Source organism: Tessaracoccus yangjingae, from assembly GCF_055326235.1.
In genome coordinates, this window is sequence record NZ_JBUZNN010000004.1 from 260,296 (window position 1) to 281,941 (window position 21,646).

The following is a 21,646-nucleotide window of genomic DNA, read 5'->3' on the forward strand; positions in this document are numbered from 1 at the left end:
TCGACGGCGGGAACGCGCCGGGCGGGGGCAGAGGACGGGCTTCTAGACTGAAGCCGCCACACCCGACAGAGAGGCCATCATGACAGTGCGTTTCGGCATCCTCGGCGCCGCGGGGATCACCCCCTCGGCCCTCATCGCCCCCGCCCACGCATCGGCGGACGTGCGGCTGACCGCCGTCGCCGCCCGGGACCGGGCGCGCGCCGAGGCCTTCGCCGCGGAACACGGCATCGAGCAGGTCCTGGGCTCCTACGACGAGCTCCTGGCCTCGCCTGACGTGGACGCCGTCTACATCCCGCTGCCCAACTCCGCGCACGCCGAGTGGACGGTCCGGGCGGCCCGCGCCGGCAAGCACGTGCTGGTGGAGAAGCCCTACGCCTCGAACGCCGACGAGGCCCGCCGGGTGGTCGACGCCGTCGCGGGCCTGCCCGTGGTTGTGATGGAGGCCTTCCACTACCGGCACCACCCGCTCGTGCGTCGCGCCGAGGAGCTGCTGGCCGCGGGCGTCATCGGAGACGTGACCTCGGCCAGCGCCGTGTTCGACGTCACGCTGCCGGACCGGAGCAACATCCGCTACAACTGGGCCCTGGCCGGCGGCTCCACCATGGATCTCGGGTGCTACTCCATCCACCTGCTGCGGACCCTCCTGAAGGCCGAGCCCACCGTCGTGTCGGCCGAGGCCCGACGGGTCGACGGGGGTCAGATCGACGAGGCGCTGACCGCCCGGCTCGAGTTCCCGGGAGGGATCACCGCGACGGCTTCCAGTTCGCTGCTGGAGGACACGGAGCGGCAGAGCGCCCTGGTCGAGGGCACCCGGGGCAGCCTGGCGATCGAGGGCTTCGTCAAGCCGCACGGCGGCAACTCGCTGACGCTCACCGTCGACGGTGTGACCACCACCGAGGAGGTCGCGGCCGACGTGACCAGCTACGGGGCGCAGCTCGCGGCGTTCGTCGCCGCGGTGGAGCAGGGCGGCCCGGTGCTGGTCGACGCCGCCGACTCGGTGGCCACCATGGACGTCATCGACGCCTGCTACCGGGCCGCCGGTCTCGAGCCACGGCGGGCGGTGCCCTGGTCCACGGACTGACACCGTGTTGCGGAGGTGCGCATCCGCCACTTAGGGTTACCTCAGAACACAATTTCGCAATGTTCTCAGGAGCTTATTCATATGTTGCGCACAACCCTCGCCGTCGCACTCGCCGGAGGCCTGTTGGCCCTCGGCGCGTGCGCCCCGCAGGACCCGGCGGCCGCGCCTGGCCCGGGCTCGGCCTCCGGCTCCGCCGAGCCGGCCAGCCTCACCCTCTACTCCGGCCGCAGCGAGGAGCTCGTCTCCCCGCTGCTCGAGCAGATCGAGTCCGCCACCGGCGTGCAGGTCGAGGTCCGCTACGCGGGCACCGCCGAGCTGGCCGGCCAGCTGCTGGAGGAGGGCGACCGCTCCCCCGCGTCGCTGTTCTTCTCCCAGGACGCGGGAGCGCTGGGCGAGCTGGGCAAGGCCGGACTGCTGGCGCCCATGCCCGAGGACATCCTCGAGACGGTTGAGCCCGCCTACCGCGACCCCAACGGACTGTGGGTCGCGACGTCGGGCCGCATCCGGGTGCTCGCCGTGAACCCCGAGGTGTCGCCGGCCGCGATCGACTACCGGAGCATCGACGAGATCCTCGACCCGGCCAACCGCGGACAGATCGGCATCGCCCCGACGAACGCCAGCTTCCAGACCTTCGTCACCGCGCTGCGCGTGGCCAAGGGCGAGCAGGAGGCGGAGGAGTGGCTCACGTCCCTGCAGGAACTGGAGCCCAAGACCTACGAGAAGAACACGGCCGTCCTCGAGGCGGTGGACTCGGGTGAGATCGGCATCGGGCTGATCAACCACTACTACTGGCATCAGCTCGCGGCCGAGAAGGGCGACGACGTCACCGCCGAACTGGTCTACCTCGACCCGGCAGACCCGGGCGCGCTGCTCAACGTCGCGGGCGTGGGGATCCTCGCCTCCGCCGAGGACCAGGAGGCCGCCGCCAAGGTCGCGGCGTTCCTGGTGAGCGAGGACGCCCAGCGCTACTTCGCCGAGGAGACCGCGGAGTACCCCGTCGTCGCCGGGATCACCAGCCCCTTCGACCTTGCGCCGATCGACTCGTCGAGCCAGGCAGGGGTGGACCTCAACGACCTGGACTCCCTCGCAGCCACGCAGGACCTCCTCAGGAAGGTCGGACTGATCTGAGTACCGTCGCCGCGGCCATCAAGCGTCCGCACCTGCCGCGCCTCGCGCTGTGGGTGTGGACGCTGCTGGTCGTCCTGGTGACCCTCATCCCCGGCTTCTACCTGGTGCTGCGCGCCGGCGACGCCGGCCGGGCGGAGCTGGTGCGGATCCTCGCCGAGAGCAGGGTCGGCGAGCTGCTCGCCAACTCGCTGGCGCTCGTCGCGGCCGTCACGGCCCTGGCCTGCGTCGTGGGGGTCGGCCTTGCGTTCCTGGTGGAGCGCACGGACCTCAGCGGCCGACGTTTCTGGCGGGCGGCCCTCGCCCTCCCGCTGGCGGTGCCGAGCTACGTGGCCGCCTACGCGTGGGTCTCCACCGTGCGCGCCGAGGGCTTCTGGTGGGCCGTGCTGATCCTCGGCCTCGGCACCTACCCCTACGTGTTCCTGTCCGTCTCAGCTGCGCTGCGGCGGGCCAACCAGAACGCCGAGGACGTCGGGCGGACCCTCGGCCTCACCGGCTGGCAGGTGTTCCGCCGGGTCACGTTCCCGCACCTGCGTCCGTCCATGGCGGCCGGCGCGCTCCTGGTGGCCACCTACGCGCTCTCCGACTTCGGCGCGGTCTCGCTGCTGCGCTACGACTCGTTCACGCGCGCGATCTTCATGAGCTACCGGGCCTCCTTCGACCGCACGACGGCGGCGGTGCTGGCCCTGGTGCTCATGGCCTGCACGCTGGCCATCACCTGGGCCGAGATCAGGATGCGCGGGCGCGCCGGAAGGTCCGACGCCACCGTTCACCGGCACCAGCAGCGGGTCCACCTGCGCGGGTGGTACGCCCCCGCCACCCTGACCGCGGGCCTCGTGCTGGTCCTGAGCCTCGGCTACCCCCTCGCAGTGGTCGCCGGCTGGTCGTTCGTCGGGCGCAGCGCCGGGATCGACTGGCCGGACCTCGCCTCCGCGGCCTGGTCCACCCTGTGGATCTGCACGGTCGCCGCCGCCGTCATCGTCCTCGTCTGCCTGCCGGTGGGGTGGCTGACGGGGCGCTCCCGCTCCCGCGCCGCCGCCTGGACCCAGCACAGCCTGTACGTCGCGCACGCGCTGCCGGGGCTGGTGGTGGCCCTGGCGCTGGTGTTCTTCTCCGTCCGGTTCCTCGAGCCCTGGTACCAGCGGGTGCCGGTCCTCGTGCTGGCCTACCTGGTGCTCTTCGCGCCGCTGGCGGTGGGCTCCATCCGCAGCGCCGTGATGCAGAGCTCCCCCGCCCTGGAGGACGTCTCCGGGACCCTCGGCCTCGCCCCCGTCGCGACGTTCGTCCGGGTGACGCTGCCGCTGGCCGCGCCCGGGGTGCTGTCCGGCTTCGTGCTGGTGCTCCTGACCGCCATGAAGGAGCTCCCCGCGACCTTGCTGCTCAAGCCGACGGGCGTGGATACCCTCGCCACCCGGCTGTGGATGCACACCGACAACCTTTCCTACGCCGCCGCCGCGCCCTACGGCGTGGCGCTGGTTCTCACGGCGGTCCTCGCCACCCTGGCCCTCACGCTCACCGAGCGCGGAAGGAGAACCACATGAGCCTCGTCGTGCACGGCGTCGGCCATTCGTTCGACAGCACCGAGGTGCTGCGCGACGTCCACCTCACGGTGGCCAGGGGCCACCTGGCCGCGATCCTCGGGCGGTCGGGCTGCGGGAAGACCACGCTGCTGCGGATCATCGCCGGCCTCACGCGGCCGGACTCCGGCACCGTGCGGCTGGGCGGGCGCGACCTGACGGGGGTCCCCGCCCAGCGCCGACGCATCGCGCTCGTCCCACAGGAGGGCGCCCTGTTCCCGCACCTCACCGTGGCGGAGAACATCGGCTTCGGCGTCCGCGGCCGCACCAAGCGCCGCCGCACCGCCGACATGCTCGACCTCGTCGGCCTGCAGCCGCTCGCCGACCGGATGCCCCACGAGATCTCCGGCGGGCAGGCGCAGCGCGTGGCCCTGGCCCGCGCGCTCGCCGTCGAGCCCGACCTGGTGCTGCTGGACGAGCCGTTCTCGGCGCTCGACGCCGCCACCCGCACCTCCATGCGCGCGGACGTGCGCCGCGTGCTCCACGAGGCCGGCACCTCGGCTGTGCTGGTCACGCACGACCGCGAGGAGGCGCTGTCGCTGGCCGACCACCTGATCCTCATGGCCGACGGCCGCGTCATCCAGGAGGGCACCCCGAGCGCCGTCTACGACCACCCGGTCAGCCCCGCCGCCGCCCTGCTGGCCGGCGACGCGTTCCTCCTGGACGCCGAGGCCGACGGCATGTCGGCGGTCACCCCGATCGGCCCGATCCCGCTGACCACCCCGGCGCACGGCCTCGGGCGCGTCGTGGTGCGCCCCGAGCAGATCACCCTCGACCCGCTCGGCCCGGTGTCTGCCCGCGTGGCGGACGTCACGTTCTACGGCCACGACGCCGACGTGGCGCTCTGCGACCTGCCGGGCGGCATCGAGATGGTCGCCCGGGTGCAGCGCGCGGCGTGCGTGCCTGGAGACCGAGTGAGGATCGCGGTGTCGCAGGCGGCGCTGTTCGCCGCCGCCTGAGCCAGTCCGCCCCACCCCGGCTGCTCGCCAGGAGTGCGCCAGATCGCCTAGGATGAGGCCAACCCACGGGAGAACCGGCCTCGGCCGGTGCCGAAGGAGCAACCGCCCCGGAATCTCTCAGGCCCCAGGACCGTGGGTATCGCAGGACACTCTGGAAAGAGGCCCACCAGGGCCCGCCGACGGATGGCAAGATCTCAGGCACACGGGACAGAGGGGGCGCCAGGGTGGGATCGGCCCACCCGAGAGCGCCGGGTTCCCGGCGGAAGGGGCGCCAGATGACCGCACCGAGGGCCACCGTCCTCCATGGCCTGCACACCGAGCTGGGTGGCCGCATGGTCGACTTCGCCGGCTGGGAGCTCCCGGTCCAGTTCGCGGGCGTGATGCCCGAGCACCTGCACACCAGGGCCCACGCCTCCCTCTTCGACGTGTCCCACATGGGCCAGGTCCTCGTCCGCCCCTCGTCCGGCGACATGGCCGACGCGGCCGCCTCGCTGGAGACCCTGCTGCCGGCCAGCATCGTGGGCCTTGCCCCGCACCGCCAGCGCTACGCGCTGTTCACCGACGACGACGGCGGGATCCTCGACGACCTGATGGTCTCCCACCACGGAGACCGGTTCCTGCTCGTGGTCAACGCCGCCCGCACCGCCCACGACCTGTCGTGGCTGGCGCGGCTCGACGGCGTGACGATCGAGCACGTGACTGACCGCGCGCTGTTGGCGCTGCAGGGGCCCGAGGCGGAGCGCGCGCTGGCCGGCCTCATCCCCGCCGTCGTCGACACCTCGTTCATGGACTCCCTTCCCATGGAGTGGGAGGGCCGCGAGGTGTGGGTGTCGCGGTCCGGCTACACCGGCGAGGACGGCTTCGAGATCTCCGTGCCCGCCGCCGACGCCGAGCGCTTCGCCAGGGCCCTGCTCGCCGTCGACGGGGTGCTTCCAGCCGGCCTGGGCGCCCGCGACTCCCTGCGTCTCGAGGCCGGGATGCCGCTCTACGGGCACGACCTCACCCCGGACATCACACCTGCGGAGGCCGGCCTCGGCTGGGCCGTGCCGAAGGTGCGCCGCGCGGGCGGTGCCCGCGAGGGCGGCTTCCCCGGCGCGGAGCGGGTGCTGGCCGAGCTGAGCGCGGGCCCTTCCCGGGTGCGCCGCGGCCTCCGCCCCGAGGGCCGCGCGCCCATCCGCGAGGGCGTCGCGCTCTACGCCGACGACACCTCCTCCGAGCAGATCGGCACTGTCACGTCCGGCGGCTTCGGCCCGAGCGTCGGGCACCCGATCGCGATGGGGATGCTGCCCGCCGGCGCCGGCCCCACCGTCCACGCCGAGCTGCGCGGAAAGCGCGTGCCCGTCACCCTCGTCGACCTCCCTTTCATCACCCCGTCCTACAAGCGCTGAGGAGCAGAGCCATGATCCACTACACCGAGACCCACGAGTGGCTGGACGCCGACGGCGCCGAGGTCGCCATCGGCATCACCGACTTCGCCGCCGAGGAACTGGGCGAGATCGTCTTCATCGAACTGCCAGAGGTGGGCGCCGAGGTGGCCGCCGGCACCGAGCTGGTGGTGATCGAGTCCGTCAAGGCGGCCTCCGAGATCATGGCCCCGGTCAGCGGCACGGTGACCGCGGTCAACGAGGAGCTCGTGGACAACCCGGGAGCCGTGAACGAGGACGCCCAGGGCACGTGGTTCGTGCGGATGACCGTCAACGACCCGGCAGACCTCGAGGGCTTCCTCGACGAGGACGCCTACCGCGCGCGGACCGGCGCATGACGGGCCGCTGGGAGCGGGTCGGGTACGACCCGGACGACTTCGCCAACCGGCGCCACATCGGCCCGAGCCCGGCCGAGATGGACCGGATGCTCGCCGCTGTGGGCGTCGGCTCGCTCGAGGAGCTCATCGACCAGACCGTGCCGTCGGGCCTGCGGCAGGCCGATCCGCTGCCGTGGGAGCCGCTGACCGAGTACCGGCTGCTCCAGCGCCTGCGGGAGGTGGGTTCCCGCAACCGGGTGCTGACCTCGCTGATCGGGCAGGGGTACTACGGCACCGTCACGCCCCCTGCCATCCAGCGCAACGTTCTGGAGAACCCCGCCTGGTACACCGCCTACACCCCGTACCAGCCGGAGATCGCGCAGGGCAGGCTCGAGGCGTTGCTCAACTTCCAGACCATGGTCGAGGACCTGACCGGGCTGCCGATCGCCAACGCGAGCCTGCTGGACGAGGCCACCGCGGCGGCCGAGGCCATGGGCATGGCCAAGCGCGCCGCCAAGTCCAAGGGCCACCGGTTCTTCGCCGCCGACGACCTGCACCCGCAGGTCCTCTCCGTGCTCGCCACCCGCGCCGAGCCGCTCGGGCTGGAGCTCGTCGTCGGGCCGGTGGACACCTTCGAGGCGGGCGAGGGCCTCTGCGGAGCGATCTTCGCGCACCCCGGCACGCACGGCCACGTGCGCGACCTCACCGCCGAGTGCGCCGCAGTCCGCGCCGCCGGCGGCGTGTCCATCGTCGCCACCGACCTGCTGGCCCTGTGCCTGATCACCGAACCCGGCGCCATGGGCGCCGACATCGCCGTCGGATCCGCGCAGCGCTTCGGGGTGCCGATGGGCTTCGGCGGCCCGCACGCCGCGTTCATGTCCTGCCGGGACGAGCTCAAGCGCACCATGCCGGGCCGGCTGGTGGGCGTCTCGGTGGACGCCCGCGGCAACCGGGCCTACCGTCTGGCGCTGCAGACCCGCGAGCAGCACATCCGGCGCGAGAAGGCCACCTCGAACGTGTGCACCGCGCAGGCGCTGCTGGCCGTGATGGCGTCGTTCTACGCCGTGTTCCACGGGCCGGTCGGGCTGCGAGCCATCGCTGAGCGCACGCACCTCATGGCCGCGACGCTGGCCGCCACGCTCCGCGCGGGCGGCGCCGAGGTGGAGCCGGAGCACTTCTTCGACACCGTCACGGTGCGCGTCGGTGTCGGGCAGGCCGGGATCCTCGCGGCCGCCGAGCAGCGGGGCGTCAACCTGCGCCGCGTCGGGCGGGACCGGGTGGGCATCTCGGTCGACGAGACCACGGACCTGGACGTGCTGTGGAGGGTGCTCGACGCCTTCGGGATCGACGTGCGTCCACAGCTCACCGCCACCCCCGCGCTCCCGGACGCGCTGCTGCGCTCCAGCGCCTACCTCACCCACCCGGTGTTCCACATGAACCGCGCCGAGTCGGAGATGATGCGCTACATGCGGCGCCTCAGCGACCGCGACCTCGCTCTCGACCGGGCGATGATCCCGCTGGGGTCCTGCACCATGAAGCTCAACGCCGCCGCCGAGATGACGGCCCTCACCTGGCCCGAGTTCGGCGCGCTGCACCCGTACGCGCCCGCCCACCAGGCGGCCGGCTACCAGGAACTGGTGGCCGACCTGGAGAGCCGGCTGTGCACGATCACCGGCTACGACGCGTTCTCCATGCAGCCCAACTCCGGCGCCCAGGGCGAGTACGCGGGTCTGCTCACCATCGCCGCCTACCACCGCTCGCGGGGGGACGCGCGCGACGTGTGCCTCATCCCCACCTCGGCCCACGGCACCAACCCGGCCTCGGCCCAGATGGCCGGGATGCGCGTGGTGCCGGTCAAGGCCGCCGACGACGGCGAGATCGACCTGGCCGACTTCGCCGCCAAGGCGGCCGAGGCGGGCGACGCGCTCGCGGCCGTGATGATCACCTACCCGTCGACCCACGGCGTGTTCGAGGAGACGGTCCGCGAGGTGTGCGACATCACGCACCGGCACGGCGGGCAGGTCTACATCGACGGCGCCAACATGAACGCCATGGTGGGGCTCGTCCGCCCGGGCGACATCGGCGGAGACGTCAGCCACCTGAATCTCCACAAGACCTTCGCCATCCCCCACGGCGGCGGCGGCCCGGGCATGGGCCCCATCGGCGTGAAGGAGCACCTCGCTCCGTTCCTGCCTGGCGACCCGCGCACCGGCGAGCCGGGGGCCGTCTCGGCGGCGCCCCTCGGCTCGGCCTCCATCCTGCTGATCTCCTGGGCCTACGTCCTGCTGATGGGGGGCGCGGGGCTGACGCAGGCCACCCGCGTGGCGATCCTCAGCGCCAACTACCTGGCCGCCCGGCTGGGCGACGCCTACCCGATCCTCTACCGCGGCCGCAACGGCCGGGTGGCGCACGAGTGCATCGTCGACCCGAGGGCCTGGTCGGCGCACGGGGTGACGGTCGACGACATCGCCAAGCGCCTCGTCGACCACGGGTTCCACGCCCCGACGATGTCGTTCCCGGTGCCCGGCACGCTGATGATCGAGCCCACGGAGTCGGAGACCCTGGCCGAGCTCGACCGGTTCGTGACCGCGATGCTGGACATCGCGCGCGAGGCCGGAGAGGTGGTGGCCGGCGGGATCGATGCCGCCGACTCGCCGCTGCGGCGCGCCCCGCACACCGTCGAGGACCTGGTGGCGGAGTGGGACCGGCCCTACTCCCGCGAGCAGGGCTGCTTCCCCGCCGGCTCGTTCCGGGTGGACAAGTACTGGCCCCCCGTCGGCCGCGTGGACAACGCCTACGGCGACCGGAACCTGGTCTGCGCCTGCCCGCCCTGGGAGGGGACCGACGCCTGACGCCGTCCGGCCGGGAGTTCTTCCCGGCCGGATCGGGAATCGCTCCGATGACTCGCGGCCCGTCCCACGGCACCGTTGGTCGGGACGGCACACGGCCGTCCTCAAGACCGAGGAGTCATCATGACCGCTTCCACATCAGCCCCTCCGGCACGTCATTGGCGGGTCGCGGGCGGCGCCATCGTGGTCCACATCGTCGTCTTCGCCCTCAGCCTGGCGGTGACCGGCGAGCCCACCGTGCACCCCGGCCAGGCGGGCATCGAGCATTCGTTCAACGACGGGGACCTGTCGACCGTCCTCTCCGGCCTCTACCTGGTGCTCATGGCCGAGCTCCTGCTCGTGCCGGTCCTCGTGCTCCTGGGGACCTCGCTGGGCCGCGGCACCCCGGCCGGGCGCCTGGCGGCGGTGACCGGAGCCGTCGCGGGTTCAGCCCACGTCCTCATGGTCATCGGGGTCGGCCTCCCGGCGGGTGCGGCCGCCGCGTGGGCACTGGATCGCGGGCTCGACCTGCCGACGGTGCTGGCGCTGAACAACGTCCGCAACTTCGTCTACCTGGCCGTCCTGCCGGTGATGGGTCTCACCACCCTCGGTCTCGGCCTTGCCGCACTGGGGGACCGGGTGCTCACCCGATGGGTGGGATGGGGCGGGGTCGCCGTGGGCACGCTCCTGCTCGTCGCGCTCCCGCTCGCCGCCGTCGGGGTGTCCTACGGCATGCCCCTGTGGCTGCTGTGGTGGGCCGGCACCGGTCTCGCCCTGATCCGGCACGGGTACCGTCGCCCGGACGGGAGAAAGTCGGCCGTCGCAGCAGGCACACCGGAGATGATGCAGGCTTGAGCGGGGGTGAGGGATGAGGGCGTCCGCGGCATTGACGGTGGCACTCCCGGCGACGCTGGGCGTGCTGGGCGCGGTCTCCGCCGTCGCGATGGCACGGCTGACCAGCCCAGCGGAGGTCCCGATCGACGAGCTCGCGATCGCCCTCGCGGTCACCACCTACGCGGCCGTCGGGGTGCTCATCGAGGTCGCGCGGCCCGGCCACCCGGTCGGACGCCTGATGGTGGCGGGGGCGGCCCTCTGGGGAATCGGCGAGGGCGCTCTCGCCCTCGGCCTGGCTCGGACCCCCACCGGGGGTGGCTCCGGGATGGCCGCCGTCGAGTCGGTCGCCGGCACCGCGGCCCGGGCCGCGGGCTGGCTCGTGCTGGTGCTGGCGGTTCCGCTGGTGTTTCCCGACGGCCGCCTCCCCTGGCCCGGGCGGCGAGGGGACGAGGGCATCGCACCCACCGACACCCTAAACCCCATGTGGCCCGCGGGCCTCGCCGTCGCCGGCATCCTGACCTTCGTGGCAGGGGTCCTTCTGGCCCCGACTCCGCTGGAGAGCCGGCTGGACTCCCTGCGCAGCCCGACGGGGCTCCCGGCCAGCTGGAAGCCGGTCGCGGACCTCCTGGCGCTGGGTGGCCTGGCGCTGTGCGGTGCCGCGATGACCGTCGCCGTCGTCGGCCTGCTGCGACGGTGGCGGGAAGGCGACGAGCTGTCGCGTCAACGGCTGACGTGGATGGCCCTTGCCTTCGTCGTCCCCTTGGCGTTCCTTCCGGTGCTGCCCTCCGGCCTCGCCCGGCCGTGGATGTTCGCGGCCACCTCGATCCCGGTGCCGGTGGCGATCGGGGTGGCGATTCTGCAGCGCCGGCTCTACAACCTTCAGGCGGGTCTGGCCAAGGCACTCACCTTCGCGCTGCTGTCAGCGGCGATCGCCGTCGTCTACGTGGTCACGGTCGGCGCCGTCGGATGGGCCTTCAACGAGCCGGGGGCGCAGTGGCTTCCGTGGGTGGCCGCCGGCGTGGTAGCCGTGTCGGTGGCCCCCATGCGGGACGCGCTCCAGGCGGCCGCCGTCCGGGTCACCTACGGGCGATGGACCCGCCCCGGTGCCGCGCTGTCCAGCAGCGCACGACGGCTGGTGGACGCCGCCGACATGCCGGCGATGATGGGAGAGCTGGTTGCCGAGGTCGCGGCCGGGCTCGACCTGGACCACGTGAGGATCGCCGACGGGGAGGGCAGGACGATCGCCGTGCATGGCGGGTCACCGGAGTCAGGGGCCGAGGCGATCAGTCTGACGAGCTTCGGGATCCGCGTGGGCGAGCTGTGGTGGGCCGGGCGCACCCTCGGATCCCGTGAGCGCACGCTGCTGACGGACCTCGGTGTGGAGATCGCTCCGGCCGTCCACGCGGCCGGGCTCCTGACCCGCCTGCGCAGGGCGCAGCACCAGCTAGTCCTCGGGAGGGAGGACGAGCGACGCCGGCTGCGCCGCGACATCCACGACGGTCTCGGACCCGAGCTCGCTGCCCTGTCGCTCAAGGTCGACACCATCCGGAACCTGGCGGCGAGGGGCGAGGGCGACCTCGACGGGGATCTCCTCCGCCTCCGTTCGGCTATCCACGACACGGTCGTCAACGTCCGCAGAATTGTCGATGGGCTCCGCCCGCCTGCCCTGGACGATCTGGGGCTCGTGGCCGCGCTCGAACACCTGCTGTCCCAGGCGTCGGCGGCCGGTCTCACCTGGGAGGTGGACGCTCCCCCACTCCCCCCTCTGCCCGCCGCGGTGGAGGTGGCCACGTTCAGGGTGGCCCAGGAGGCGGTCACCAACGCGCTCCGTCACGCCCAGGCCGGGCACCTCGCCCTGGCCCTCCACATCGCGGACGCGACGCTGGTGCTGACCGTCAGCGACGACGGCGTGGGCGCGGCCGCCGCGGGCACCGGGGGCCTGGGGCTGATCAGCATGAGCGAGCGCGCGGACGAGCTCGGGGGCACGCTCGCCGTGTACTCCAGCCCGGGCGCCGGCACCACCGTCACACTCCGGCTCCCCCTGCACCCGGAGAACCGAGCCGAGGAGCACCCATGATCACCGTCCTCATCGTCGACGATCACCCCCTGTTCCGGGCCGGGCTCCGGAGTCTGCTCGCCACCGTCGACGGCGTCCTGGTCCTCGACGACGTCGGCGACGGCGAGCAGGCCCTCCAACGGGCGGTCGAGTTGAAGCCGGACGTGGTGCTCATGGACCTGAACCTCCCGGGCATTCCCGGGCTCGAGGCGACCAGGCGCCTGGGGTCCGCCTGCCCGTCGGCGGCGGTGCTGGTGCTCACCATGGTCGACGACGATGACAGCGTCATGGCGGCCCTCCGAGTAGGGGCACGCGGCTACGTCCTCAAGGGCGCCGCGCAGGAGGAGGTGCTGAGCGCCATCCACACCGTCGCCCAGGGTGGCGCGGTCTTCGGCGCCGGCGTCGCGGAACGGGTGCTGGCCGGCCGGAGCCGGCGGCCGGGCGGCGCCCCGGACCTCACGCAACGGGAGGCCGAGGTGCTGGCCTCCCTCGCGCAGGGGCGGTCGAACGCGGAGATCGCGCGGGACCTGGGCATCAGCCTGAAGACCGTGCAGAACCACGTCTCCCACGTGCTGGCCAAGCTTCAAGCCAGGGACCGGACGCAGGCCGCGCTGCGGATGCGCGGCCTCTGACCCTCTGCTTCGGTCAAGGACCCGTGGGCACCGGGCCGGAGCCACCCAGCCGCTGGAGGACGGGCCAGAGCTCCTCGACCTGGCGCACGGTGCTGGCCTGGTCGCCGGAGTTGTCGATGACCCAGTCAGCCGCGGCGATCCGGTCCTCCCTGTTCGCCTGGATGCGCACGCGCGTCCGGGCCTGGTCCGCGGTCATGCCGTTGCGCTGCATGAGGCGTCGGACCTGGATCTCCGTGGGCGCGTCCACCGCGATGACGTGGTCGAAGGCCTGGTGGAGGCCGGTCTCGACCAGCAATGGGATCACCTCGATCACCACGCTCCCCGGGGGTGCCGCCGCGAACAGCTGCTGCGAACGCTCCCTCACGAGCGGATGGACGATGGCGTTGAGGTCCGCCCTGGCGTCGTCGTCGACGAAGACGAGGTCCCCCAGCCGCGCCCGGTCGAGCGTGCCGTCCTCGCGCAGCATGCCCACGCCGAACCGTTGGACGATCCGCTCAAGCCCGGGTGAGTGGGGTGCCACCACCTCCCTGGCCAGCAGGTCCGCGTCGACGATGAGCGCCCCGAGGCGGGCGAACTCGTCGGCGACCATGGACTTGCCGGAGGCGATGCCCCCGGTCAGTGCGATGCGGGTCATGGCGGTCATGGTACGCCGAAGGGGCGCCGATCCTCATCGGATCGACGCCCCTCCGGGTGGCTGGTTCAGCGACCGCCGGTGAGCTTGTCCCGCAGAGCCTGCAGGGTCTCGTCCGAGGCGAGCTCGCCGGACCCCTCGGACTCGGTGGTGTAGCCGGTGCCGGCGAGGACGGCCGCGTCGCGGTCCGCGGTCTCGGCCGACTCGACCTGACGCTTGTGGGCCTCCCACAGCGAGTGAGCCTGGGCGTACTGGGCTTCCCAGGCAGCGCGCTGCTCGTCGAAGCCTTCCTTCCAGTCGTTGGTCTCCGGATCGAAGCCCTCGGGGTAGATGTAGTTACCCTGCTCGTCGTAGGACGCCTGCATGCCGTAGAGCAGCGGATCGAAGTCGTCAGCGGCGACGTCGACACCCTCGTTGGCCTGCTTCAGCGACAGCGAGACGCGGCGACGCTCGAGGTCGATGTCGATGACCTTGACCATGCGGTCGTCGCCCACGGAGACAACCTGCTCCGGGATCTCGACGTGACGCTCGGCCAGCTCCGACACGTGGACCAGGCCCTCGATGCCCTCGCCGACGCGGACGAACGCGCCGAACGGGACGAGCTTGGTGACCTTGCCGGGCACGATCTGCCCGATCTGGTGCAGACGCGCGAAGGTCTGCCACGGGTCTTCCTGGGTGGCCTTGAGCGACAGGGACACGCGCTCGCGGTCCATGTCCACCTCGAGCACCTCGACGGTGACGGGCATGCCCACCTCGACAACCTCGTTGGGGTGGTCGATGTGCTTCCAGGACAGCTCGGAGACGTGCACGAGGCCGTCCACGCCGCCCAGGTCGACGAAGGCGCCGAAGTTGACGATCGAGGAGACGACACCCTTGCGGATCTGGCCCTTCTGGAGCCCGGTGAGGAACGTCTGGCGCACCTCGGACTGGGTCTGCTCGAGGTAGGCGCGGCGGGACAGGACCACGTTGTTGCGGTTCTTGTCCAGCTCGATGATCTTGGCCTCGAGCTCCATGCCCACGTAGGGCTGGAGATCGCGGACGCGACGCATCTCGACCAGCGACGCGGGCAGGAAGCCGCGGAGGCCGATGTCGACGATGAGGCCGCCCTTGACCACCTCGATGACGTGGCCGGTGACGACACCGTCCTCTTCCTTGACCTTCTCGATCGTGCCCCAGGCGCGCTCGTACTGAGCCCGCTTCTTGGACAGGATCAGCCGACCCTCCTTGTCCTCCTTCTGCTGGACCAGGGCCTCGATCACATCACCGACCTGGACCACGTCGAACGGGTCCACATCGTGCTTGATGGAGAGTTCCTTGGAGGGGATGACGCCTTCGGTCTTGTAACCGATGTCGAGCAGGACCTCGTCCCGGTCGACCTTGACGACTGTGCCGGAGACGATGTCCCCGTCGTTGAAATACTTGATGGTTGCGTCAACCGCGGCGAGGAATTCCTCTTGGGTCGCAAAGTCGTCGACGGCGACCGTCGACGCCTCAGTGGAGGAGGTCATGTAGTAAGGACTCCGAAAAAGATGTGTGCGCACAGCGACCCTGTCGTGAAACGCGCGGTCCCTGCTCCGTCCGAGGAAACGCAGGCCACAGTGCCCGCCCAGCCTAGCCCCCATGCCGACTCAGAGCAACCTGATCCCGGCATGGTCCGCGACCTCCGAAGCCTAGTCGTTTCGGGCCGGGCCGGCCACTGCATAAGCTGGGCGGGTGACCACCGATCCGCAGCCGACGCGATCCCGCCTCCCCCTGCTCATCGTCCTCGCCGCTGCGGTCGCCGTCGTGGCCCTCATCGCGCTCATCATCCCGCGAGGTGGGCAGACCGATGCCCTGCCCGCGCCGTCGTCACCGCCGGTGTCGGTCGCCGCCTCCCCCTCGCCCGCGCTGCCCTCGCCCTCGCCGTCCCTGGCCTCCTCCGCGCCGGCGGGCAGCAGCTCGCCGGCGGCGTCACCCACGAGCTCGGCGCCCGCCGATTGCACCGATCCGGGTGGCGGGTTCGTCCCCACGCGGTTCGCCATCCCCGCCGTCGGCGCGGACGAGCGGGTGGTCTCCCTCAACCTGGATGAGGACGGCAACATCGCGGCTCCGCCGAAGGACGAGGCCCGGACCGCCTCCTGGTGGAACGCCGGCCCCATGCCGGGTAGCGACCAGGGGAAAGCGCTGCTGTCCATCCACACCTACCGCACCGGCAAGGCGCTCGGCAACGAGCTCTTCGCCGACGGGGAGCCCCAGCTGGCCAAGGGCGACCTCATCAAGCTCTACGGCGAGGACGGCAAGGTCCAGTGCTACGAGTTCACCGGCGCGACGAAGGTGTGGGTCGCGGACTACGACCCGCAGAGCGACGTGATGATCGACTACGAGGGTGAGCCGCAGCTGGCCATCATCATCTGCTGGGACTACACGAAGGCCACCGGCACCTGGGACTCGCGCATCTTCTTCTACGCCACGCCGGTGACGGCGGCCGCCTGAGCGTCGGCCGTTCGTCGGGCCCGGGGAAGGCAGCAAGGCGCGCCACTAGGGCGTGACTCTCGGCGAACCTCCGACGCCCGACTAGTGGGCGGCCGACTGCCAGGAGTCGCCCACCCCGACGGAGACCTCGAGAGGTACCGCCAGCGAGAACGCGCCCGTCATCTCGGCGTGCACCAGCGCGGTCAGCTCCTCGCGCTCCCCCGGCGCCACCTCGAACACGAGCTCGTCGTGGACCTGAAGCAGCATCCGGCTGGCCAACCCCTGCTCCGCGACGGCGCGCGCCACGTTGATCATCGCCACCTTGATCACGTCCGCCGCCGAACCCTGGATGGGTGAGTTCAGCGCCGCCCGCTCGGCCATCTCGCGCCGCTGCCGGTTCGTGGTGGTGAGGTCGGGAAGGTAGCGGCGGCGGCCGAGCATCGTCTCGGTGTAGCCGCGCTTCCGCGCCTCCTCCACCACCGAGGACAGGTACTCCCTGACGCCGCCGACGCGCGTGAAGTAGTCCTCCATGAGGACCTTGGCCTCGCCGACGGAGATCTTCAGCTGGTTCGACAGCCCGAACGCGCTGAGCCCGTAGGCCAGCCCGTAGTTCATGGCCTTGATCTTGGCCCGCATCTCGGCGGTCACGCCCTCGGGCTCCACGCGGAACACGAGGGAGGCCATCTCGTTGTGGAAGTCGCGGCCGGAGGTGAACGCCTCGATCAGGCCCTCGTCGCCGCTGGCGTGGGCCATGAGCCGCATCTCGATCTGCGAGTAGTCCGCCGACATCAGCGCCTCGAAGCCCGTGCCGGGCACGAACGCGGAGCGGATCTGCCGCCCGACTGAGGTGCGGATGGGAATGTTCTGCAGGTTGGGGTCCGTGGAGGACAGGCGCCCGGTGGCCGCGATGGTCTGCACGTAGGTGGTGTGGATGCGGCCGTCGTCGCGGATCGCGGCGAGGAGCCCGTCGACGGTCTGGCGCAGCCGGATCTGGTCGCGGTGGGCCAACAGGTGACCCAGGAAGGGGTGCTCGGTCTTGGCGAAGAGCTGCTCGAGCGCCTCGGCGTCGGTGGTGTAGCCCGACTTGGTGCGCCGGGTCTTCGGCATGTCCAGGTCCTCGAAGAGGACGGTCTGGAGCTGCTTGGGCGATCCGAGGTTCACCTCGTGGCCCAGGACGTCGTAGGCGGCCTGCTGGGCGGCCGCGACCGCGCCGTCGAACTCGTCCCGGAGCGCCTGCAGCCTGTCGACGTCCACCGCGACCCCGGTCCGCTCCATCTCGGCGAGCGTGCGCTGCAGGGGCAGTTCGACGGTGGCCATGAGCGTGGCCGCGTTGCGCTCGGTCAGCTGCCCCTCGAGCGCCTCGGCCAGGTCGAACACCGCGCGGGCGTGCAGCAGCGCCCGGTCCATCGAGCCGTCGTCCGCGTCGCCGAAGTCCAGCGCCGCCTGCGGCGCGTCCGCGGCGCTCGGCTCGGCCGACAGCTCGCGCTGCAGGTAGCGCACCACCAGGTCGCCAAGGTCGTAGGTGCGCTGGTCCGGCCTCAGCAGGTACGCGGCCAGGAGCGTGTCCTGCACGACGCCGACCAGGTTCCAGCCCCGCGCCCAACAGGCCAGCATCGGCCCCTTCGCACCGTGCAGCAGCTTGCCGCGCGCCGGATCGGCCAGCCACGCGGCCAGCGCCGCGTCGTCCTCGGGCGTCAGGTCCGCCGTGTCGAGGTAGGCGCCGGCACCGTCGACCGCGGCGAACGCGAGGGCGGTGATGTCTCCCGCGCCCCCGCCCCACTGCCCCACGGGATGCAGGGCAGTGCGGGTGGTGGCGTGTGCGTCGAGCCAGTCACCCACCTCCCCGGCGCCCAGCCGCGACCCCTCGACGGCGAACGACTCGGTGGCGACGGGCTCGGCCGGGGCAAGCTCCAGGAGCCGCTCGCGCAGGACCCGGAACTCGAGCGCGTCGAAGAGCTGGTGCACGCGCTCGCGGTCCCAGTCGTGCCTGGCGGCCTCCTGGAGCGGGAGGCCGAGGTCGAGGTCGCGGACCAGCGCGTTGAGGCGCCGGTTGCGCACCACGCCGTCGAGGTGGGCCCGGAACGACTCCCCCGCCTTGCCGGGGACCTGCTCCGCGCGGGCGACGAGGTTGTCGAGGCCGCCGTACTGCTCCAGCCACTTCGCCGCCGTCTTGGGCCCGACGCCGGGCACCCCCGGCAGGTTGTCGCTGGTCTCCCCCACCAGCGCCGCCAGCTCGGGGTAGCGCGCCGGCGGGACCAGGTACTTCTCGGTGACGGTCTCCGGCGTCATGCGCGCCAGGTCCGAGACACCCTTGCGTGGGTAGAGCACGGTGACGTGGTCCGAGACCAACTGCATGGCGTCGCGGTCACCGGTGACGATGAACACGTCGTAGCCCTCCGCCTCCGCCTTGGTGGAGAGCGAGGCGATGAGGTCGTCGGCCTCGTATCCCGGCTTCTCGAGGTAGGGGATGTTGAGGGCGTCGAGGACGTCCTTGACCAGAGCCACCTGCCCCTTGAACTCGTCGGGCGACTTCGAGCGGTTGGCCTTGTACTCGGGGTACTGCTCGGTGCGGAAGGACTCCCGGGCCACGTCGAACGCCACGATCAGGTGGGTGGGCTGCTCGTCGCGCAGCACGTTGATGAGCATCGACGTGAAGCCGAACACCGCGTTGGTGTGCTGGCCCGTGGTGGTGGCGAAGTTCTCCACGGGCAGCGCGAAGAACGCGCGGTAGGCCACCGAATGGCCGTCGATCAACAGCAGCTTGCCCGAGTCACTCACATCGGCGAGCCTACCGAAGGTGTGGCAGAGTCGGCCCATGAACCATGTGCCCCCCTGGCTCGCCGACGTCACCTCCCCGCTGGACCACAAGCTGGGGGTCGAGATCACCGAACTGTCGCCGGAGCGGGCGGTGGGGTCCATGCCCGTGGAGGGCAACCAGCAGCCCTTCGGGCTTCTGCACGGCGGCGCCTCGGGCGTGCTCATCGAGACCCTGGCGTCGATGTGCGCGATGGCGTACGGGTACCCCGATCGGGTCGGTGTGGGCGTCGACCTCAACGTGACGCACGTACGGGCGGCCAAGTCCGGCCGCGTGACCGGCACCGCCACCGCCATCCACCTAGGCGGCCGCGTGGTCTCCTACTCGGTGGAGGTGGTCGACGACAAGGGCCGGACCACCGCCGTCGGCCGCCTCACGTGCCAGATGATCCAGCTGCCGCGCTAGGACCACGACGGCGCCGCGCCCGCCGCGTCGTCGCGAGGCGTGCACGACACGCCGACCGAACGGCACACCCCGCCGCCCCACACCGTGCACGACACGCCGCCTCAACCGCCCCCCGCGCACCGGGCACGACACGCCGACCGAACCCCACCCCGATGCCGCCACGGCCCACGACCGCCACTCCCGACGGCTATTCGTGCACAGCCACACCGTCGCTCGGGCACCCACCCCCGCCCGCCGCCCTACACCGCGCACGACACGCCGCCTCAACCGCACCCCGACGCCGCCACCGACCACGGCCCACACAGCAGACGGCGTTTTGTGCACAGCCCGCCCTCGACCCAGGCACCGCTCGCGGCTCCACCCCCGTTGCCCCCACCCCTGTCGCCCTCGCCCCCACCGGGCACGACACGCCGCCTGAACCACACCCCGATGCACCCGAGGACCACGACCGCCACTCCCGACGGCGTGTCGTGCTCACCATGCGTTGTCCACAGGGCAGGCGAGGGGTGGAAATTTGGACTGCCCACTCACGAGCAAGGAGGGGTGAGGATCTACCATTCCCGGGGCGCTGGCGGCGTCGTCACGCGCAAGGAGCTTCTGGCCGAGGGCATGTCCCGACGGCGGATCGAAGCGGCTGAGCTCGACGGTTCGCTGGTGCGAATCGACCGAAGTCGATACGCGCGTGGCGACGCAAACGCGGACGTGGTCGCTGCAGCGCGGGCGGACGCCACCCTCACCTGCGTCTCGGCGCTCGCCGCCCACGGGCTGTGGACCATGCCCACCAGTGGACTGCACCTCCGACGCGGTGAATATGGGATGCGCAGGCGCGAACTGCCCGCAGGCGCCCGGCTCTGCTTCAGCCCATCCGGGCCGACGCTCAAGCCCCTCGACGAGATTCCCGCCGCGCTCGCCGCCGCGATCCGGCATCACAGCCACGAGGAGGCTGTGATGGCAATGGACTGCGTGCTCCACCGGAAGCTGTTGACCCGCGCGGAGCTGACCACGCTTCTTGACGGACACAGCCCTCACGCTCGTGACCTGCTCGCCAGGGCCGACTCCCGGACGGAGTCGCCGCTCGAATCGATCACGCGGCAGCGCCTCCGCACGTCCGGCTTCCGCCCTCGGATCCAGGTGCCGGTGCCTGGCCTCGGACGCGTCGACATGATGATCGGACGACGACTGATCGTGGAGACCGATGGGCGGGAGTTCCACAGCGGAGACGAGGGCTTCGAGGAGGACCGACGGCGCGACCGCGTCGCCGCGACCCTCGGCCTGATCACCATCCGGCTCACCTGGGTTCAGGTCCTCACGCAGTGGGAGGACGTGCTCGGCGACATCCGGGCCATCGCCCGCCGCACGGGCCGCCGTCGGCCGTGACCCCCTGGTCAGGTCACCGAGCCTCGTGCAGCACGGCACGAATGTCCGCCTGAACCGGCCATCGGCGCCACAGTCGTACGCGGACACCGATTCCGACGGCGAGTCGTGCACGCGCTGGGACGGGGGCTGGACTGGGCGAGGCAGGGTGGGCCGTCGGCACTGGGCACGAATGTCCACCTGAACCGCCGATCGACGCCGCAGTCATACCCCGAAACCGGTTCCGACGGCGTGTCGTGCTCGATGTGGGGGAATCCCTGGGGTCAAGGCGGCAGACCTGGTGCCCTGCGATGGGGCGGGCTCTGTTGGGGCGCTGCGGTGACCTGTGGCCGAGTGCGGCGGTGCCCTGCGAGTGGACGTGGCGGGGTGGCGGGTCGCGCGGTCAGGGCGGGGGCGGGGTGGTGCCCCTCCCCCGCGACCCCTCGCGCTATTTCTTCTTGTGGGAGATGACGCCCTCGGCCACGTCGCGCATCGACTTGCGCAGGTCCATCGCCGTCTTCTGGATCCAGCGGAACGCCTCGGGCTCGGTGAGGCCGAGGTCCTGCTGCAGGATGCCCTTGGCCTGATCGATCACCTTGCGGGACTCGAGGCGCTCCTCCAGGGAGACCAGCTCGTCCTCGATAGCCTTGATCTCCTGGAACCGTCCCATGGCGATCTCGATGGCGGGGACCACATCCGAGGCGCCGAACGGCTTGACCACGTAGGCCATGGCCCCGGCCTCGCGCGCGCGCTCCACCAGGTCACGTTGGCTGAAGGCGGTCAGCATGACGACGGGGGCGATGCGCTCCTCGGCGATGATCTCAGCCGCGCTGATGCCGTCCATCTTGGGCATCTTCACGTCCATGATGACCAGGTCCGGCTCCAGCTCGCGGGCCAGCTTGACTGCCTCTTCACCGTCGCCGGCCTCGCCGACGACGTCATATCCCTCTTCGGTGAGGAGCTCGACGAGGTCCAGGCGGATCAGCGCCTCATCCTCGGCGACGATCACAGTGGGCTTCTTATTCATCCGTTGGTCACTTCTTTCCCGCGGCCGGCTCAGAGCCAGGCCTGCAAATACTGCGCTGATCCTACTCGGCATTGCCTCAGGATGCCCAGTCAGCACCAAAGGTGGGGGTGTGGCACAATGATGCACGCGCT

17 protein-coding genes and 1 riboswitch are annotated in these 21,646 nt (G+C 71.6%); of the genes, 13 read left to right on the plus strand and 4 right to left on the minus strand.

What is annotated here, in order from left to right; genetic code table 11:
• Positions 1 to 79: 79 nt before the first annotated feature.
• The 10 genes from ACZK5D_RS08365 to ACZK5D_RS08410 all read left to right on the plus strand — a co-directional run bounded on the left by ACZK5D_RS08365 (position 80) and on the right by ACZK5D_RS08410 (position 12,833).
• Complete coding sequence (locus ACZK5D_RS08365; protein WP_463664933.1) at positions 80 to 1,081, plus strand: Gfo/Idh/MocA family protein; 1,002 nt, start codon at positions 80 to 82, stop codon at positions 1,079 to 1,081.
• Positions 1,082 to 1,162: 81 nt separating this feature from the next.
• Positions 1,163 to 2,209 carry an iron ABC transporter substrate-binding protein gene (locus ACZK5D_RS08370; protein ID WP_463664934.1) on the plus strand — a complete coding sequence of 349 codons (1,047 nt, stop codon included), beginning with the start codon at positions 1,163 to 1,165 and terminating at the stop codon, positions 2,207 to 2,209.
• A gap of 53 nt (positions 2,210 to 2,262) precedes the next feature.
• Entirely contained in the window at positions 2,263 to 3,747 is a 1,485-nt protein-coding gene (locus ACZK5D_RS08375; RefSeq protein ID WP_463664935.1) for an ABC transporter permease, read from the plus strand.
• Positions 3,744 to 4,742, plus strand: coding sequence for an ABC transporter ATP-binding protein (locus ACZK5D_RS08380; RefSeq protein ID WP_458994321.1), 999 nt, complete (start codon positions 3,744 to 3,746; stop codon positions 4,740 to 4,742). The genes ACZK5D_RS08375 and ACZK5D_RS08380 overlap by 4 nt, the downstream gene beginning before the upstream one ends.
• 56 nt (positions 4,743 to 4,798) lie before the next feature.
• Positions 4,799 to 4,885, plus strand: a riboswitch (glycine riboswitch).
• Positions 4,886 to 5,017: 132 nt separating this feature from the next.
• Positions 5,018 to 6,130, plus strand: coding sequence for a glycine cleavage system aminomethyltransferase GcvT (gene gcvT, locus ACZK5D_RS08385; protein WP_463664936.1), 1,113 nt, complete (start codon positions 5,018 to 5,020; stop codon positions 6,128 to 6,130).
• Positions 6,131 to 6,141: 11 nt separating this feature from the next.
• Positions 6,142 to 6,504 carry a glycine cleavage system protein GcvH gene (gene gcvH / locus ACZK5D_RS08390; protein ID WP_458994323.1) on the plus strand — a complete coding sequence of 121 codons (363 nt, stop codon included), beginning with the start codon at positions 6,142 to 6,144 and terminating at the stop codon, positions 6,502 to 6,504.
• Positions 6,501 to 9,335: an aminomethyl-transferring glycine dehydrogenase gene (gene gcvP, locus ACZK5D_RS08395; protein WP_463664937.1), complete on the plus strand. Its 2,835-nt coding sequence runs from the start codon at positions 6,501 to 6,503 to the stop codon at positions 9,333 to 9,335. Before gcvH ends, gcvP begins: the two co-directional genes overlap by 4 nt.
• 120 nt (positions 9,336 to 9,455) lie before the next feature.
• On the plus strand, positions 9,456 to 10,166 hold the full coding sequence (locus ACZK5D_RS08400) for a hypothetical protein (protein ID WP_463664938.1): 711 nt from the start codon (positions 9,456 to 9,458) through the stop codon (positions 10,164 to 10,166).
• Positions 10,167 to 10,179: 13 nt separating this feature from the next.
• Positions 10,180 to 12,222 (plus strand): sensor histidine kinase, encoded by a 2,043-nt coding sequence (locus tag ACZK5D_RS08405; RefSeq protein ID WP_463664939.1) that lies wholly within the window; start codon positions 10,180 to 10,182, stop codon positions 12,220 to 12,222.
• Positions 12,219 to 12,833 carry a response regulator gene (locus tag ACZK5D_RS08410; protein ID WP_463664940.1) on the plus strand — a complete coding sequence of 205 codons (615 nt, stop codon included), beginning with the start codon at positions 12,219 to 12,221 and terminating at the stop codon, positions 12,831 to 12,833. Before ACZK5D_RS08405 ends, ACZK5D_RS08410 begins: the two co-directional genes overlap by 4 nt.
• A gap of 13 nt (positions 12,834 to 12,846) precedes the next feature.
• On the opposite strand, the gene coaE is transcribed toward ACZK5D_RS08410, so the two are convergent.
• Positions 12,847 to 13,467, minus strand: a complete 621-nt coding sequence (coaE, locus tag ACZK5D_RS08415) for a dephospho-CoA kinase (protein WP_463664941.1) — start codon at positions 13,465 to 13,467, stop codon at positions 12,847 to 12,849.
• 65 nt (positions 13,468 to 13,532) lie between these two features.
• Positions 13,533 to 14,972, minus strand: a complete 1,440-nt coding sequence (gene rpsA / locus ACZK5D_RS08420) for a 30S ribosomal protein S1 (RefSeq protein WP_458994326.1) — start codon at positions 14,970 to 14,972, stop codon at positions 13,533 to 13,535.
• Positions 14,973 to 15,177: 205 nt separating this feature from the next.
• On the opposite strand from rpsA, the gene ACZK5D_RS08425 reads away from it, so the two are divergent.
• On the plus strand, positions 15,178 to 15,936 hold the full coding sequence (locus ACZK5D_RS08425; RefSeq protein WP_463664942.1) for a class F sortase: 759 nt from the start codon (positions 15,178 to 15,180) through the stop codon (positions 15,934 to 15,936).
• A gap of 81 nt (positions 15,937 to 16,017) precedes the next feature.
• On the opposite strand, the gene polA is transcribed toward ACZK5D_RS08425, so the two are convergent.
• A complete protein-coding gene (gene polA, locus ACZK5D_RS08430) occupies positions 16,018 to 18,732 on the minus strand; it encodes a DNA polymerase I (protein ID WP_463664943.1) in 2,715 nt (904 codons plus the stop codon).
• Between polA and ACZK5D_RS08435 the strand changes: the two genes are divergently transcribed.
• Positions 18,731 to 19,135, plus strand: a complete 405-nt coding sequence (locus tag ACZK5D_RS08435) for a PaaI family thioesterase (protein ID WP_463664944.1) — start codon at positions 18,731 to 18,733, stop codon at positions 19,133 to 19,135. The two genes, polA and ACZK5D_RS08435, sit on opposite strands and share 2 nt — an antisense overlap.
• A 543-nt stretch (positions 19,136 to 19,678) precedes the next feature.
• A complete protein-coding gene (locus tag ACZK5D_RS08440) occupies positions 19,679 to 20,512 on the plus strand; it encodes an endonuclease domain-containing protein (RefSeq protein ID WP_463664945.1) in 834 nt (277 codons plus the stop codon).
• A gap of 424 nt (positions 20,513 to 20,936) precedes the next feature.
• Here the strand turns inward: ACZK5D_RS08440 and ACZK5D_RS08445 are convergent, their stop codons facing one another.
• Positions 20,937 to 21,515 carry an ANTAR domain-containing response regulator gene (locus ACZK5D_RS08445; RefSeq protein ID WP_458994331.1) on the minus strand — a complete coding sequence of 193 codons (579 nt, stop codon included), beginning with the start codon at positions 21,513 to 21,515 and terminating at the stop codon, positions 20,937 to 20,939.
• Positions 21,516 to 21,646 lie beyond the last annotated feature (131 nt).

What these genes read in the sequence shown, in the direction of transcription:
- ACZK5D_RS08365 (WP_463664933.1), top strand. Translation starts at nt 80, where the DNA reads ATGACAGTGCGTTTCGGCATCCTCGGCGCCGCGGGGATCACCCCCTCG.
- ACZK5D_RS08370 (WP_463664934.1), top strand. Translation starts at nt 1,163, where the DNA reads ATGTTGCGCACAACCCTCGCCGTCGCACTCGCCGGAGGCCTGTTGGCC.
- ACZK5D_RS08380 (WP_458994321.1), top strand. Translation starts at nt 3,744, where the DNA reads ATGAGCCTCGTCGTGCACGGCGTCGGCCATTCGTTCGACAGCACCGAG.
- gcvT (WP_463664936.1), top strand. Translation starts at nt 5,018, where the DNA reads ATGACCGCACCGAGGGCCACCGTCCTCCATGGCCTGCACACCGAGCTG.
- gcvH (WP_458994323.1), top strand. Translation starts at nt 6,142, where the DNA reads ATGATCCACTACACCGAGACCCACGAGTGGCTGGACGCCGACGGCGCC.
- gcvP (WP_463664937.1), top strand. Translation starts at nt 6,501, where the DNA reads ATGACGGGCCGCTGGGAGCGGGTCGGGTACGACCCGGACGACTTCGCC.
- ACZK5D_RS08400 (WP_463664938.1), top strand. Translation starts at nt 9,456, where the DNA reads ATGACCGCTTCCACATCAGCCCCTCCGGCACGTCATTGGCGGGTCGCG.
- ACZK5D_RS08405 (WP_463664939.1), top strand. Translation starts at nt 10,180, where the DNA reads ATGAGGGCGTCCGCGGCATTGACGGTGGCACTCCCGGCGACGCTGGGC.
- ACZK5D_RS08410 (WP_463664940.1), top strand. Translation starts at nt 12,219, where the DNA reads ATGATCACCGTCCTCATCGTCGACGATCACCCCCTGTTCCGGGCCGGG.
- coaE (WP_463664941.1), bottom strand. Translation starts at nt 13,467, where the DNA reads ATGACCCGCATCGCACTGACCGGGGGCATCGCCTCCGGCAAGTCCATG.
- rpsA (WP_458994326.1), bottom strand. Translation starts at nt 14,972, where the DNA reads ATGACCTCCTCCACTGAGGCGTCGACGGTCGCCGTCGACGACTTTGCG.
- ACZK5D_RS08435 (WP_463664944.1), top strand. Translation starts at nt 18,731, where the DNA reads ATGAACCATGTGCCCCCCTGGCTCGCCGACGTCACCTCCCCGCTGGAC.
- polA (WP_463664943.1), bottom strand. Translation starts at nt 18,732, where the DNA reads ATGGGCCGACTCTGCCACACCTTCGGTAGGCTCGCCGATGTGAGTGAC.
- ACZK5D_RS08445 (WP_458994331.1), bottom strand. Translation starts at nt 21,515, where the DNA reads ATGAATAAGAAGCCCACTGTGATCGTCGCCGAGGATGAGGCGCTGATC.